Source organism: Deinococcus detaillensis (assembly GCF_007280555.1).
GTDB classification, from domain to species: Bacteria; Deinococcota; Deinococci; order Deinococcales; family Deinococcaceae; genus Deinococcus; species Deinococcus detaillensis.
Window position 1 is genome coordinate 14,594 of the sequence record NZ_VKDB01000031.1, and the last position, 14,641, is coordinate 29,234.

Below are 14,641 nucleotides of genomic sequence, written 5' to 3' on the forward strand. Positions count from 1 at the left end.
CAATTAGACTTATTTACTAATTACTTCGGTACGATGACGCTGAGATTTTGAAGCGCCAACAGGGCGTCGCCGTTGGTTTCGAATCGTGTAAGGCTCTGAATCGCCGCTGCCACTCCCTTGGTGAAATTCTGGGCTTTGAGAACATCTTGAAAATCGCTGGGAATACTGAAGCTGCCATCGTCGCGGGCCGTACAAAAGAAGGATATTTCCTTTTGGCCGACAAGGAAGACCACCACTGCCGCTGGATCGTTGGTGGCTCCTGTCCAAGTAAATTGGGTAGTTGCCGTTACTGCTTTCAGGTCAACGGGAGCGGTGATTTTGAAAGCCGATTTGGGTACGAAGAAGGGTACATCGGTGAAGGCTGGAAAGCCGCCCGCTGCGCCGGGAATGCTCAGCGTCAGGTTACTTAGGCCGTTCAGTACTAAAGGCTGAGCACTGTACAGATATTCTGGCCCAATGGCTTGAGTCTTCTCCTCTGTACGCGGCAGACTGGCAAAGGTTACACCGTTCTTTTTGAACGTCAGGGCGGCTCCGGCGTCTAGCGCGGTGCCAGAGGTAGTGAAAAGTAGAGAAGAAACATAAGCTTCCCCGTTCCCAAGCTGGCAGGTATCCAGTAGGCTGGGGTCTAGCGCTTTAGGCAGTGCGGTGGGGTTGATGTTGTGAAACGATCCAATCACCCCTACAGATCCAGCACCGTTACCATTATTCATATACATTACGTTGCCGTATTTGCTGTACAGCTTGTTCGCGGGTGGGTTCTGGCCGCCGGGCGGTGTGGTCGTCTTCTGCCCGCAGGCAGCGAGTGCGAGGGCGGCAAGGGGAAAAGTCAGCAAGGTCAGCTTTTTCATTCCAACTCCTCAACCGCAGGCAGCACGCGGTCAGACAAGATTAACGGCGGGCCGTCAAAAACGTGTCAAACATTCGGCGGCCTCGGTTGCTCTTATGGTGCGCCGCGCGGCTGTCCCATTTCCTCCCCCGTCCCTCCGCTAGACTGTCGGGATGCAGGTTCGGAATTTTTCAATTATCGCCCACGTCGATCACGGCAAAAGCACCCTTGCCGATAGAATCTTGGAACACCTCGGCGCGATGAGTGAGCGCGACAAGCGCGACCAAACGCTCGACACCTTGGAACTCGAGCGCGAGCGCGGTATCACCATCAAGTCCACCCCCGTGCGGCTGACCTACACCCGTCCCAACGGTGAAGTCTTTACCCTCAACCTGATCGACACCCCCGGCCACGTGGATTTCAATTACGAAGTCTCGCGCTCGCTGGCGGCCTGTGAGGGCGTGCTGCTCTTGGTGGACGCTTCGCAGGGCGTGGAAGCCCAGACCATCGTCAACGCTTACCTCGCCATCGATTCGGGCCTGGAGATCATTCCGGTGGTCAACAAAATCGACTTGCCCGCCGCCGATCCTGAAGGCGCGGCGCAGGAACTCGAAGAAGTGGTGGGCATTCCTGCCGAGGACGCCATCTTTGCGTCCGGCAAGACTGGCGTGGGCGTCCCAGAAATTCTGGAAGCCATCGTGGAGCGCATTCCCTCGCCGCCGGGCACGCCCGAAGCGCCGCTCAAGGCCCTGATCTTCGATTCGGTGTTCGACGCGTATCAGGGCGTGATCGTCTTTGTGCGCGTGCTGGACGGTACCATCAGGCCCAAAGACAAAATCACCCTGTTTTCGACCGGCAAGCATTTTGAAGTCGATAAAGTCGGCACCTTCACCCCCGGCTTGGTGGTCGGCGACTCGCTGACGGCGGGCGACGTGGGCTGGGTGGCGGCGGGCGTGCGCGACATTCACGACGCGCAGGTGGGCGACACCTTGATGGAGCGTGAGCGGCCCATCACCGATCCCTTCCCCGGTTTCAAGCCGGCTCAGCCGGTGGTCTTTTCGGGCTTGTATCCCACCGACACTGAGATGTACCGCAAGCTGCGCGAGGCACTGGAAAAACTCAAGCTCAACGATGCTGCTTTTTCCTTCGAGCCGGAAACGAGTGAGGCGCTGGGCTTCGGCTTCCGCTGCGGTTTTCTGGGCCTGCTGCACGCCGAGATTATTCAAGAACGCCTTGAGCGGGAGTACGACCTCGACTTGATCGCCACTGCGCCCGCCGTGATTTACCGCATCACCCTCAACAACGGCGACGTGTTCGAGACGCAGAATCCGGCGCAGTTTCCGACCCGCGATCGGGTGGAGCTGATTGAGGAGCCGTACATCAAGCTCTCGGTGATGCTGCCCGAAGAACACGTCGGCCCGGTGATGCAGCTTCTGCAAGAGCGGCGCGGCAGCATGGTGACCATGAATTACCTCGGCAAGCGCGTCGAGCTGATCTACGAAGTGCCGTTCGCCGAAATTCTGTATGACTTCCACGACCGCCTCAAGAGCATCTCGCGCGGCTACGCCAGTATGGATTATTCGATCACCGGCTACCGCGAGGGCGAACTGGTCAAAGTGGACATCTACGTCAACAACGAGATCGTGGACGCGCTGGCCGTGATCGTCCACGAAGACCGGGCCTACCCGCTGGGCCGCAAAATCGTAGACAAGATGGCCGAAGTCATTCCGCGCCAGATGTGGCCGGTGCCGATTCAGGCCATGATCGGCGGCAAAATTATTGCCCGCGCCACCGTCAAGGCGTTTCGCAAAGACGTGCTGGCCAAGTGTTACGGCGGCGACATTAGCCGCAAGAAGAAACTGCTGAACAAGCAGAAAAAGGGCAAGGCCCGCATGAAGCAGATCGGCACGGTGGAAGTGCCGCAAGAAGCGTTCCTGGCGGTGCTGAGCAGCGACGAATGAGCAAGACTGCACGGTAACAATGGGTTCGGAAAAAGGCACAGCGGTCAAGTTGCGCCTTTTTCCTCGTCTGAATCGGGCCTCTTAGGGTTGTGATTTCCGATGAACCGTGACTTGGTTTGCCAAGACGTGTGAAGAATTGAACGCCAATGTTCTGACAAAAGGCGGTTTTGGCGTTCGGGACGGCCCATTTCGTCACCCTTTTCCCGGTAACCCCCTAAGACAGAGGCCTTCGGGGGGCTTGACACCCCAACTGACCGGAGGGTAAATGTGGGGTTTTTGTCATAAGGGGCTTCTTAAACTGCCCCCAGATGACCGCTTCACCGTTATTCCCTCTGACCTTCGAGCGCTGGAACAGCTTGCGGGTACAGTTCACGGCGGTCATCTTCGCGCTGACGTTTTTGCCCAATCTCAGCTTGATCTTGGTCAGCAACGGACCGTGGAATTCCGTCCTGAGCGTGTGGACATTGGGAGTAGGCGTGCTGTGTGCCTTGATCGGGTATTTCCTGTCGGGGGCCATGCTTAAGCCGCTGACCCGTTTGCGGGCGGAGGTGGAAGCCGACGAAGTGGAGCGCCAGGGGCGGCAGGACGATCCACAGGAAGTCAAAGCGCTGCGGACGGCCTTCACGGGCCTACTTGAGCGCCTCGGCACCGAGCAGGCGCGGCGCGGCGCGTTCATGGCCACCCTCGTTCACGATCTCAAGACGCCGCTGATCGCCACCGGCCATCTCGTGCGGCTGCTGATGAACGGCGTACTCAGTGAACCCGAGCGCCAAGACGCAGGCGAGCAACTTCTGAGTGAAAATGCCCGCCTGCTGGCGCTGGTGCAGCAGATGGCCGACGCCCACCGCTTTGAGCGCGAAGCGGTGCAGCTTCACTGCCGCCCGACCGATCTGGGGGCCTTGCTGGAAGCGCTGGCGGCCCGCTTGTCGGCCAGAGCGGCGCAGCGCTCCCTGAGCATCAGCGTCAGCGGGCAGGCGCGGGCCGAGGTGGACGCAGCGGTACTGGAACGCGCCCTGGGCAACCTCGCCGACAATGCGCTGCGCTACGCCTCTTCACAGGTGCGCTTGGAAGCCCGCCAGGTCGGCGGCGGCGCTGAGCTGAGTGTGATCGACGACGGCCCCGGCCTCAGCGCTTCCTTAGAGAGCCTCGCACAGCCATTCAACGCTCAGCCGACCACCATTGCCGGGCAGCAGTACACCGCCGGAACCGCCGGACTCGGCCTCTTTATTGCCAAACGTATCGCCGAGGCGCACGGCGGCGAGCTGATTTACCAGCGCCGCTCTTTTTCTCCTGACCCTTCTGCTGACTTCTCTTCGGCTGTTTTTTCGGCTACTCCTTCGCCCTCTTCTTCGCACGGCCTCAGCGCCCTGACGATTGTTCTCCCGGAGGCACTCCATGAAAATCGTGATCGCTGATGACCACCCGCTCTTTCGTATCGGCCTCAAGTACGCTCTGCGCGATCAGGGCTTTGAAGTGCTGGCCGAAGCCAGTGACGGCTTGGAAGCGCTGGAAGTCATTCGTCAGTTTCAGCCGGACGCCGCTCTCTTGGATGTCAAAATGCCCGGACTGACCGGCATTGAAGTCTGCGAGAAGTTGCGGGCCACCAATCCCAACGTGGTCAGCGTGCTGATTACCACGTTCGCCGAACCGGCCATCGTGCAGGCGGCCCGCTCGGCTGGAGCGCGTGGCTACCTCTCTAAAGAGACTGCTCCCGAAGAGCTGGCCCGCCAACTGCGCGAGATCGTGGCCCATCCTGAGATTGACCGCCTGCCCAAAGTGGAAGTGCCGCGCCTGACTCCCCGCGAAGGCGACGTGCTGCCGCTGCTGGCCAAAGGCTACAGCAACAAAGAAATTGCCCGCGCTCTGGGCGTCAGCCCCGACACCATCAAAGACCACCTCGCCCGCTTGTTCGTCAAACTGGCGGCCCGTGACCGCACCGATTGCGTGGGCAAAGCGCGGGCGCTGGGCCTGGTCGGCTGAGGAGTCGGCTTGGGTTTTACCAAGAGAGTCGAGGCGGAGCCGAACACACAACCACCGCACTTCCACTTTCGTGGCCGCTTTCATCCATCATTTGTCGCCCCAATACAGGGAAACAGCTTGCAACGGCTGTTTCCCTGCTTTCTGATTTTGGTGTCCGTTCACCACTGCCGCCCTTCAAACCGTGACAATACTCAGCATGATCAAGGCCGCCGCTCTCCTGAGTTTTCTAGCGCTCTCGCCCGTTACACTGGCTCTCAAGATGCAAAACGCCGTGTCCACCACCACCGTCTTAGAGCAGCCCGCCGATTTCAGTGCTGGCAAGATGCAGGGCCTCATACTCTCGGAAGGCCGCGTGAAGTTGGCCCCAAATACCCAAGTCGGCACGCTGTCCGGCACCGTTTCTGGCCTCAGCGCTTACGACGAACTGATTCCCTCGTGGAACGCCCTGACGCCCCCCGGAAGTAGCCTGACATTGGAAGTCAAACCCGCTGGAGCCAGCCGCTTTTATTCGTTTGGAACGTGGCAAAGTGCGGCGGGCCGCAGCAGCTTGGACGGGCAAAAAGACAGTTTTGGGCAAGTGCTGACCGACACGCTGAGATTATCCAAAAAAGTCAGCGGTTTTGACTACCGCTTGACCCTGATGGCCAGCGGCGCGGGCCCCAGTCTGAGTTTGCTGGCCTTCAACACTTCAGACCGTTCCCGGCGCATGGCGGCGGCGGGCGCGGCAGGCGACAAAACGCGCTGGAATAAAGTCCTGAATGTGCCCCTGAGATCACAGATGCTCTACAAGGACGGCGGCGAAGTCTGGTGCAGCCCGACGAGTATCAGCATGATCCTGGCTTACAACGGCGTAAGTTTCAGCGTGCCAGATGCTGCCGCCGCCACCTACGACACGGCCTACGACGGCACTGGCAATTGGCCGTTTAACACCGCCTTCGCCGCCGAACAGGGCTTGCGGGCGCTGGTGACGCGCCTTCCCAACTTGCGCGAAGCCGAGCGCTATATCGCCGCTGGCTTCCCGCTGGGCGTCAGTCTGGGCTGGAAGGCGGGCGAGCTGCCGGGCGCGGCCATCCCTTCGAGCAGCGGGCATTTGATGGTCTTGGTGGGCTTTGACGCGCAGGGCAACCCAGTGCTGAACGACCCCGCCGCGCCGACCAACGCGGGCGTGCGCCGCAGCTATCCCCGCGCCGCCTTCGAGCGCTTGTGGCTTTCTCACTCTGGCGGGCTGGTGTACCTCATCAGCAAACCTGACCAAGCCCTGCCCCCAACCGTGCCGTCTCAGTAAGGTGCGCTTCCCCGCCACTTGCCCCCATTGCCGCCGCGAGATGCAGGCCGAATACACCGATTCGGGCATTCACGATCTAAGCTGTCCGCACTGCGGCAAACCTTTTACGCTCTATCTCCGCAAGCACAAGTTCGAGATGCTGTTTGACCTCGGCACGCGGGCCCTGATGGACGGCTACGCCCGTGAAGCGGTGGCGAGTTTTGCGGGCAGCTTGGAGCGCTTTTTCGAGTTCTACACCCGCGCCGCCACCTTGGAGCGGGCCTCGGGTCAGGGCCAGGACTTTGCCGAGGCCGCCGCCCGCTTGGAGCAAGCCTGGAAACTCGTCTCGGCCCAGAGCGAGCGCCAGATGGGGGCTTTTGCACTGGCGTATTTGTGGCGTGAAGGCGCGGCTCCCGACTTCCTGAGTCCCCAAGCCCTCGGCTCGGATTTCCGCAACAAGGTGATTCACAGAGGCTACTTGCCGCCGAGAAGCGAAGTGGACGCTTACGCCGCCCGCGTGTTTGCCCTGATCGACCGTTTGCTGACCCAGTTGGGTGGGGCCGCCGCCCACGCTCAGCTTGAGCAGGAGCGCACTTACGCCGCACACTTGGCCGCGCAGCCCAGTGAAGTCACCGCGGTGTTCGAGGAGCATCCCGGCATGTTCCGGGTGCGGCGTTTCGGCGGACAAGTCGGCCCCAAAACCGAGCAAGCCAAGAACTTGCCGAGCGGCCCGGCCAACGACGCGGCGGCGTTTCAAGCGGCGCTGAGTGAAAGGGGAGAGCTGCTAGGGAAGGTCTTCGGGAAAGGGTAGGAATGCAGTTCAGCTTTTCAAAAACTCCTCCACCAGCTCCAGGAGCTGCTCCGGTTCCTCTAGGTTGGGCAGGTGGCCTGAGTGATCCAGCACTTTCAGCCGTGCCTTCGGAATCAGCTTGGAGATGAGCTGCCCTTCTGCCAGTGGGTTGAGAATGTCGTGCCTGCCGCTGATGACCAGTGTCTCGGCGGTAATGTTCGGCAGCATGGGTCTGAAATCAAATCCGGCGAGGGCTAAGCTGGCGGACTCGGCCTGCGCGGAGTTGAGCGTGAGACCCTGCTCGGCTTGCTGCTGACTCCACGTCGCCTGCGCCGCTCGGACGCTCTGCGGCGTGGACGGCGCGAAGATGCGCGACAGCACCAGCGCCTGAATCTCCTCCTGACTCAGTCCCTTGACTTCAGCTTGGTGCTGGGCAATGAACCGTGCCACCGACGACGTTTTGCCGTTGGATTTGGGCACGACCAGCACCAGTTTGCGGACGCGATCCGGCTGCTGCGAGGCCACGCCCTGCGCGATGTAGCTGCCCATCGACGTGCCCATCAAATCCACGGTTCGCAAATTGAGCGCGTCCATCACGCCCAGCACATCGTTAATGTGGTCTTGGAGGGTGTAGTGGGCCGGTTTGTCTGAGCTTCCATGTCCCCGACTGTCTAAGGCGATAACTTCAAACGACTCACTCAGCCGCTGTATTTCCGGTTGCAGCGCCGTGAGGTTGCTCATCAGGCCGTGCAGCATCAGGAGGGGCCGACCTTTGCCGGTGCGCTGAACATTCAAGTGGACATCACCAATCTGCATCAGCCAGTTTAGGTCGCAGAGCCGTAGACTTTTTGCATGACCACTTTTTCGGCCGCTGCCCTCTCCCGCCAAGTGCTGCTGACCTGCCCGCTCGACTGCCCCGATGCTTGCCGCCTCAAAGTGACGATTGAGCGCGGCCCGGACGGCATAGAGAAAGCCACCAAAGTCACTGGCGACCCCGACCATCCGATCACGCGGGGCTTTGCCTGTGCCAAAACGGTGCATTATCCAGCCCGCCAGAACCATCCTGAGCGCCCCCTTTACCCCATGAAACGGGTCGGCGGCGAGTTGGTGCGAATCAGTTGGGAGCAGGCCCTAGATGAAATCGCCGCTCACCTCAAGGAAGTCTTGGCGCGGCGCGGCCCCGACGCCGTTTTGCGCTACCACTACGCCGGAACGATGGGCCTGATGGAAGGCCACCACGTTCATTCGTTCTTCCGCGCCCTTGGAGCGCCGGAATTAGACGAAACCATTTGCTCCAGCGCCGGAACTGAGGCCTGGAGGCTGGGTTACGGCACCCGCTACGCCGTGCCGCTGGAGGACGTGCCGTACGCCAAAACCATTGTGCTGTGGGGTATCAACAGCTTATCCACCCACAGCCACCTGACGCCCTTCATGACCCAGGCCCGCAAAAACGGCGCGAAAATCATTCACATCGACCCCTACCTCAACAAAACGGGCCGCTACGCCGATGTCCATTTGAAAGTGCGCCCCGGCAGCGATACGGCCTTGGCTCTGGGGGTGGCCTGCGAAATCATCGAGCAGGGTTGGACGGACGAAAACTATCTCCGGGACGCCGCACAGGGCCTTGAAGAATTCCGCGCCGAAGCCGAGCAGTGGACGCTGGAGCGCACCGCCGAAACCACTGGCCTGAGCGCGAGCCAGATCGCTGATTTGGCCCGCGCCATCGGTCAAAGCGGCCCGACTTATATCCGCGTCGGCTACGGCATGACCCGCCACGAGGGAGGCGGCACGGCTCTGCGGGCCGTCACGCTGCTGCCCGCGCTCACTGGCGACTGGCGGCGCAGGGGAGGCGGCTGCGCCCTCAGCGCGTCGGGGGCCTTTCACCTCAACCGCTCACAGCTGGGCGCGGCGCACCTGATCAAGCCTGAGGTGAGGCACGTCAATATGAACGAGCTGGCGGACGCCCTGGAGCCTGCTGGCGGAGTCGAGGCCGCCTTCATTTACAACTGCAACCCGGCGGTGGTCGCTCCCGATTCTGGGCGGGTGATCGCCGGGTTGCAGCGCCCCGACCTCAAAGTGATCGTGCTGGAGCAGGCCATGACCGAGACGGTGCAGCTCGCCGATTATGTCTTGCCCGCCACCACCTTCATGGAACACCCCGACATCTACACCAGCTACGGCCACACCTGGCTCGGCTACAACCCCGCCGAACTCGCAGCGCCTGGCGAAGCGCGGCCCAACTCGTGGGTCTTTCAGGAGCTGGGCAAGCGGTTGGGTCTCACCGAGCCGGCTCTCTTCTGGACAGTGGACGACCTGCTGGACGAGGTGCTGAACACCGATCACCCCTTCTTGGAGGGCGTCACGCCTGAAGCGCTCAAAACCGCCGGAACGTTGCCGCTGAATATCCTTAAAGACTGGCTTCCCTACGCACACGGCGCACCCACCCCCAGCGGCAAGGTGATGTTCACGCCGGTTCCCAGTTACCGCTCCAGCACCGCCCCACTCAGCGCCGAATACCCACTGCGCCTGCTGACCCCACCCGCCCACCACTTCCTCAACAGCACCTACGGAATGCTCGGCAACCTGACCAAAGCCGAGGGCACCGAGCCGCACATCTTCGTTCACCCAACCGACGCGGGTCAGCTCACTCACGGCGGCTTGGCCCGCATCATCAGCGAAACGGGAGAAACGGTGCGCCGGGTGCGCGTCACCGACGAAACGCAAGCAGGCGTCGCCGTCGTGGAAGGCAGTTGGTGGGGCCTCAGCGCTCCCGACGGCCAAAGCATCAACGCCGTGACCGCCCAAACGCTGACCGATCTGGGCGGAGGAAGCACCTTTCACGGCACTCGGGTGCGCTTGGAAGCCGTGAGCGATAAGTCAGCCGCTCAAGCACTGTGAGTTCACGCCGCCGCTCAGAGCGTTCTGATCAGCGTTCCTTGCGTGTCAATCGGCAAATCCAGAATTCGCCCCTCTAATCCGTTGCGCTTCATCACGCTGCTCAAGAAGGCGTGGAGCGGGTGGGTTTCGTGGCGCGTGTCGTGAAAGCACAGCACCGTCGGCCCCGCGCCGGACAGGGCCGCGCCGAGTGCGCCGTGCTTGTGTGCCTCTTCTAAAATGTCGCTGAGGCCCGGCACCAGGGGCGCTCGCCAAATCTGGTGGATGTAATCCTGCATGGCGTGTTGCAGCAAATCCAGCCTCCCGGTCGCCAGCGCCGCTGCTAACAGCGCCGAGTGCGAGAGGGCGTGTACCGCGTCGGCCCTCGAATACTCGTTGGGCAGCACGGCGCGGGCCTTGGCGGTGCTAAGTTCAAAGTCAGGAATCAGCACCGTCACGCCGAGGTGGGCGGGCGGGTCGAGCCGGATGTGGTGGGTGCCGAGCTTGTCCAGCGTGGCCACCACGATCCCGCCGTAGAGCGCCGGAGCCACGTTGTCGGCGTGGCCTTCCTCGCGGGCCGCCACGTCCAGCAGAGCGCCGTCATCTAGGGGCCTTCCCAGCAATTCGTTGGCCGCCACGATCCCCGCCACCAGGGCCGCCGCGCTGGAGCCCAAGCCGCGTGCCAACGGCACTTCGGTTTCAATTTCTACCCGCGCCGGCGGCAGCGTCATCCCTGCCCGCTTGGCCGTCAGCAGCATGGCCCTGTACACATAGTTGCTCTCGTCGGCGGGCGTACCTTCCAAATCGGGGCCGAGCGGCACGATTTCGGTGCGGGCCTGCGGCGTCACGCGCAAGGTGGTATACAGCGGCACGCTCAGTCCCAAGCTGTCAAAGCCGGGGCCGAGATTGGCGCTGCTGGCCGGAGAGCGCACTTCAAAGGCGGCGGGAAACACAGCAGGCAATAAACCGGGCATTAGCGCAGCGCCGAAAGCACCGAGTCCAAGTCGGCCCTGGCCTGCACCGGCTCCACATTCACGGCTTGCAGGGCGATGTTGGGGTCTTTGAGGCCGTTGCCGGTCAGCACCGCCACCACTTGCGCTCCGGCTGGGAGTTTGCCCGCCGCGTGCAGTTTCATGAGACCAGCAATCGGCGCGGCGCTGGCCGGTTCACAAAACACGCCGTCCCGCGCGATTTTGCGGTAAGCCTCCAAAATCTCATCGTCCGTCACCATGTCGAACAGGCCCGCACTTTCGTTGACGGCTTGCCGGGCAAGGATGGCGCTGGCGGGCGCACCGATGCGGATGGCGGTGGCCAGCGTTTCGGGTTCGTCTACCCGTGCCAGGCCGCGTGCCAGCGGAGCGGCCCCCGCCGCCTGAATGCCCCACATCCTCGGCAGCGTGTCTATCTTGCCGTGTGAGCGGTACTCCCGGAAGCCCTTCCAGTAAGCGCTGATGTTGCCCGCGTTGCCGACTGGCAAGCACAAGATATCCGGCGCTTTGCCGAGGGTGTCCACCACTTCAAAGGCGGCCGTCTTCTGGCCTTCTAAGCGGTAAGGGTTGACGCTGTTGACCAGCGCTATGCCCTCGCTCACCGCAATCTCGCGCACCAAATCCAGCGCTTTGTCGAAGTTGCCGTCGATGGCGATGATCTTCGCGCCGTACATCACCGCCTGCGCCAGCTTACCCAGCGAAATGCGCCCGTCAGGAATCAGCACGTAGCACTTCATGTCCATGCGGGCGGCGTAGGCGGCGGCGGCGGCGGAGGTGTTGCCAGTGGAAGCGCAAATCACACTGGTCGCGCCGTCTTCGGCCGCTTTGGCGACGGCCATCACCATGCCCCGGTCTTTGAAAGAGCCGGTCGGATTGAGGCCCTCAAATTTGAAGTGCAGCTCAATGCCCAGCTCGCGGCTGAGCTTGGGGGAGTGGATCAGCGGTGTACCGCCTTCGTGCAAGCTCAGGGCGGGGGTTTTGTCAGTTACAGGTAAAAAACTGCGGTAAGCATCAATAATTCCGGGCATGGTTCCTCCGTCTTTGCACGTTCTTTTCTGTCCAACTTTGAACTTTGGGCCAAAGCCTGTACTCAGCGGCAGCACTTCTTATGCTACACGGGCGCTGTGCTTCAGGGCAGTCCAAGTCTAGGTCAAGACAAGCCGATTTAAGGACGCCGATTCGCGCCAGCACCTCAGTGACCTCAAGGTTTCGTCAGCTTGGAGCGGCTTTTTGCTCACCGCTTTCATCCAGCTTGACGCAGCACTTAACCGACCTTCAAGCAGCCTTCAAAAGGTACGCCCGATTACACTGCCTCATTTGTCCCAGCCTCATCCTCAGTTCACAACGAATCTCGGCAAGTTTGCAAACAGCAAGCCGAAACAGTTCACTCGTTGGCAACAACGTTTAAGGAGGCGGGAATATGATCGGATGGATTGTGACTATTATAGTCGGTGCGATATGCGGATGGTTGGCAAGCATGATTATGAACACCAATGCTCAGCAGGGCGCAGTGGCTAATATTTTGATCGGCATCGTCGGTGCGTTGTTGGCTCAGTGGATCTTTGCCGGTCTGCTCAATATCGGCGGCGCAAACGCAGCGGGCGGCGGCTTTAACTTCTTGAGCATTCTTTGGGGTGTACTCGGTTCGGTCATCTTGATCGCCATCCTCAAAGCCGTCAAAGTTCTGAAGTAAACCCACTTCCCCTTCTCGGTCCCGGCCTCTGCGCCGGGCTTTTTCTTTGAGAGTTTTTGTGCGGGCCTCCATTCCCTCTTTTCCTTTGGCCCGCCTGCGTGCTACACTCTCAAGGCTTGCCTGCCGAAGGGCTAAGGCTAAATAAGGAGCTTTTACTATGTCTAGAGTATGTGAACTGTGCGGTAAGGGGCCGATTGTCGTCAACTCGGTGATCCGCCGTGGTAAGGCGCGGGCAGCGGGCGGCGTAGGCCGCAAAGTGACCGGCGTCAGCAAAACCCGCCAACTCCCCAACCTCCAGAGTGCCATCATCACCAAAGGTGGCGTGGGCGTGCGTCTGCGTGTTTGCACCAAGTGCCTCAGAAACGCTTACGCCGCGTAAAGTTGTTCTCCAAAAACTGGCCTTCTCAGATTCATGTCTGAGAAGGCCAGTTTCTTTGGGGTCTTGCTGCCGCGTCAAGCCGTTTTGCGCAGGCTCAGCAGCACCAGCAAAACAGTGCCGCCCACCACACAAGAGTCGGCGATATTAAAAATCGGAAACTCGCCCGCGTTCACCGCCTTGGTCACGGCGCTCAGCGCGGGCGAGTAGATCATGTCGGTGACTTTGCCAAACCGGAGGCCGTCAATAGCGTTGCCGATTGCGCCCGCTGCGATCATCGCCAGCACAGCGCTGAGCGCGGCGGGCTGCGGGCGGCGAAACAGATAAATCAAAATGCCCAGTCCGACGAGTAGTCTGCCCAGTGCCAGTGGCAGCGCCGAGCCTGAAAATAGGCTCCAAGCCGCGCCGGTATTGAAAGTCAGCCACCAGCCGATCACGCCCGGAATAAAGGGCACCACTGGAGCGCCCTCTTTCAAGTTGGTCAGCGACCAAGTTTTGAGCAGTTGGTCGGCGATCAGCAGCACGACTGTGATGAGAGCTGGCCCCCAAATCGGCATGGAACGGGCTTGGTTGTTAAGGCGGGTGCCGCTGAGCGGGGGGTCGGTTGAAGCCATACCCAAAGTCTAACGCGCCTGCAATCAACAAATTACTCAAAGTGGTTCTCTGTGAAGCGGGCGAGAATCCCGGCGGCCCTTTAGCGCACAATACACAGCATGGCAAACGTAGAGTCCTTCGATCTCGATCACACCAAAGTCAGCGCCCCCTACGTCCGTTTGGCAGGCCTCAAGCGCACCCCGCACGGCGACGCCATCAGTAAGTACGATTTGCGCCTGCTCCAGCCCAACGCTTCAGCCATTGAGCCAGCCGCCATTCACACCTTGGAGCACCTGCTGGCAGGTTATCTGCGCGACCATATCGAGCAAGTCGTGGACGTCTCTCCAATGGGCTGCCGCACTGGCATGTACATGGCTGTCATTGGCGAACCCGACGAAGCGGGCGTTCTGCAAGCCTTTAAAGCGGCACTCAAAGATGTCGAAGCCCACGACCAACCAATTCCCGGCGTCAGCGAGTTGGAATGCGGCAATTACCGCGATCATGACCTTGACGCCGCCCGTCAACACGCCCGCACTGCTCTGTCGCAGGGCCTCAAAGTCCAGCAAACCATCCTGATTGACCGCTGAGCAGCTCGGTACGCATAGACTCCCCATTCAATTTTGGCGTCCTAGACGCCATTTTTTCGTTTCAGAGAGCTGTGCGTCCTAAGACTTGAAGCAAGGGGGTTGACAGAACGGCGAATGGACAGTATTGTTTCTGAGCCTCAAACGAGGCGGGCAGAATGACAATCTGAGAATGCGAGTAAAGACATACACAACGCCGCTTGTGAAAGCGGCGCTTGAATGAAGAAGGTCAAGATACTAAGGGTTTATGGTGGATGCCCTGGCACTGGAGCCGATGAAGGACGCGATTACCTGCGATAAGCCAAGACGAGCTGGAGATACGCGTTGACTCTTGGATTTCCGAATGGGGGAACCCACTGGCCGTGAACGGCCAGTATCCCGCAAGGGATGGGAACGTGGGGAACTGAAACATCTCAGTACCCACAGGAAGAGAAAGAGAAATCGATTCCGTGAGTAGCGGCGAGCGAAACCGGAAGAGCCCAAACCCAGCCGTTTACGGTTGGGGGTTATAGGATCACTATTTAAGATTCAAGACGTTTAGCCGAAGCTGTTGGAAGCCAGCATCGCAGAGGGTGACAATCCCGTAGGCGAAAAACGAATTGACTGAAGTGACACCTGAGTAGGTCGTTGTCCGTGAAACGATGACTGAATTCACGCGGACCACCGCGTAAGGCTAAATACTCCCAGTGACCGATAGCGCAAAGTACCGT

The 14,641-nt window shown here is 60.5% G+C and carries 14 protein-coding genes and 1 rRNA gene; 10 read left to right on the forward strand and 5 right to left on the reverse strand.

Annotated features, from left to right (window positions below; translation table 11 throughout):
• Positions 1 to 20 precede the first annotated feature (20 nt).
• Entirely contained in the window at positions 21 to 848 is an 828-nt protein-coding gene (locus FNU79_RS16835) for a hypothetical protein (RefSeq protein ID WP_143721959.1), read from the reverse strand.
• 151 nt (positions 849 to 999) lie between these two features.
• Between FNU79_RS16835 and lepA the strand changes: the two genes are divergently transcribed.
• From lepA to FNU79_RS16860, 5 genes are all read left to right on the forward strand, one after another.
• On the forward strand, positions 1,000 to 2,787 hold the full coding sequence (gene lepA / locus FNU79_RS16840; protein ID WP_143721960.1) for a translation elongation factor 4: 1,788 nt from the start codon (positions 1,000 to 1,002) through the stop codon (positions 2,785 to 2,787).
• Between the two features lie 308 nt (positions 2,788 to 3,095).
• Positions 3,096 to 4,202, forward strand: coding sequence for a sensor histidine kinase (locus FNU79_RS16845; RefSeq protein ID WP_143721961.1), 1,107 nt, complete (start codon positions 3,096 to 3,098; stop codon positions 4,200 to 4,202).
• On the forward strand, positions 4,183 to 4,767 hold the full coding sequence (locus FNU79_RS16850) for a response regulator transcription factor (RefSeq protein ID WP_143721962.1): 585 nt from the start codon (positions 4,183 to 4,185) through the stop codon (positions 4,765 to 4,767). The genes FNU79_RS16845 and FNU79_RS16850 overlap by 20 nt, the downstream gene beginning before the upstream one ends.
• 196 nt (positions 4,768 to 4,963) lie before the next feature.
• Positions 4,964 to 6,052, forward strand: coding sequence for a peptidase C39 family protein (locus tag FNU79_RS16855; RefSeq protein WP_143721963.1), 1,089 nt, complete (start codon positions 4,964 to 4,966; stop codon positions 6,050 to 6,052).
• 1 nt (position 6,053) lies between these two features.
• Positions 6,054 to 6,842, forward strand: a complete 789-nt coding sequence (locus FNU79_RS16860; protein ID WP_143721964.1) for a hypothetical protein — start codon at positions 6,054 to 6,056, stop codon at positions 6,840 to 6,842.
• A gap of 9 nt (positions 6,843 to 6,851) precedes the next feature.
• On the opposite strand, the gene FNU79_RS16865 is transcribed toward FNU79_RS16860, so the two are convergent.
• Positions 6,852 to 7,637, reverse strand: coding sequence for an alpha/beta fold hydrolase (locus tag FNU79_RS16865; RefSeq protein WP_143721965.1), 786 nt, complete (start codon positions 7,635 to 7,637; stop codon positions 6,852 to 6,854).
• Between the two features lie 36 nt (positions 7,638 to 7,673).
• Here FNU79_RS16865 and FNU79_RS16870 point away from each other — a divergent pair, with 36 nt between their 5' ends.
• Positions 7,674 to 9,719, forward strand: coding sequence for a molybdopterin-dependent oxidoreductase (locus FNU79_RS16870; protein WP_143721966.1), 2,046 nt, complete (start codon positions 7,674 to 7,676; stop codon positions 9,717 to 9,719).
• Between the two features lie 14 nt (positions 9,720 to 9,733).
• On the opposite strand, the gene thrB is transcribed toward FNU79_RS16870, so the two are convergent.
• Positions 9,734 to 10,669: a homoserine kinase gene (thrB, locus tag FNU79_RS16875; RefSeq protein ID WP_143721967.1), complete on the reverse strand. Its 936-nt coding sequence runs from the start codon at positions 10,667 to 10,669 to the stop codon at positions 9,734 to 9,736.
• Positions 10,669 to 11,712, reverse strand: coding sequence for a threonine synthase (gene thrC, locus FNU79_RS16880; RefSeq protein ID WP_143721968.1), 1,044 nt, complete (start codon positions 11,710 to 11,712; stop codon positions 10,669 to 10,671). The genes thrB and thrC overlap by 1 nt, the downstream gene beginning before the upstream one ends.
• 395 nt (positions 11,713 to 12,107) lie before the next feature.
• Between thrC and FNU79_RS16885 the strand changes: the two genes are divergently transcribed.
• Both FNU79_RS16885 and rpmB read left to right on the forward strand, forming a co-directional pair.
• Positions 12,108 to 12,377: a GlsB/YeaQ/YmgE family stress response membrane protein gene (locus FNU79_RS16885; RefSeq protein ID WP_124872736.1), complete on the forward strand. Its 270-nt coding sequence runs from the start codon at positions 12,108 to 12,110 to the stop codon at positions 12,375 to 12,377.
• Between the two features lie 157 nt (positions 12,378 to 12,534).
• A complete protein-coding gene (rpmB, locus tag FNU79_RS16890) occupies positions 12,535 to 12,756 on the forward strand; it encodes a 50S ribosomal protein L28 (RefSeq protein WP_124867595.1) in 222 nt (73 codons plus the stop codon).
• Between the two features lie 74 nt (positions 12,757 to 12,830).
• Here rpmB and lspA read toward each other — a convergent pair whose 3' ends face one another.
• The gene (gene lspA, locus FNU79_RS16895) at positions 12,831 to 13,367 is read right to left on the reverse strand and encodes a signal peptidase II (protein WP_143721969.1); all 537 of its coding nucleotides are present in this window, start codon (positions 13,365 to 13,367) and stop codon (positions 12,831 to 12,833) included.
• 99 nt (positions 13,368 to 13,466) lie between these two features.
• Here lspA and FNU79_RS16900 point away from each other — a divergent pair, with 99 nt between their 5' ends.
• Complete coding sequence (locus tag FNU79_RS16900; RefSeq protein ID WP_143721970.1) at positions 13,467 to 13,934, forward strand: S-ribosylhomocysteine lyase; 468 nt, start codon at positions 13,467 to 13,469, stop codon at positions 13,932 to 13,934.
• A gap of 224 nt (positions 13,935 to 14,158) precedes the next feature.
• Positions 14,159 to 14,641 (forward strand): 23S ribosomal RNA (locus FNU79_RS16905); the annotation flags it as partial.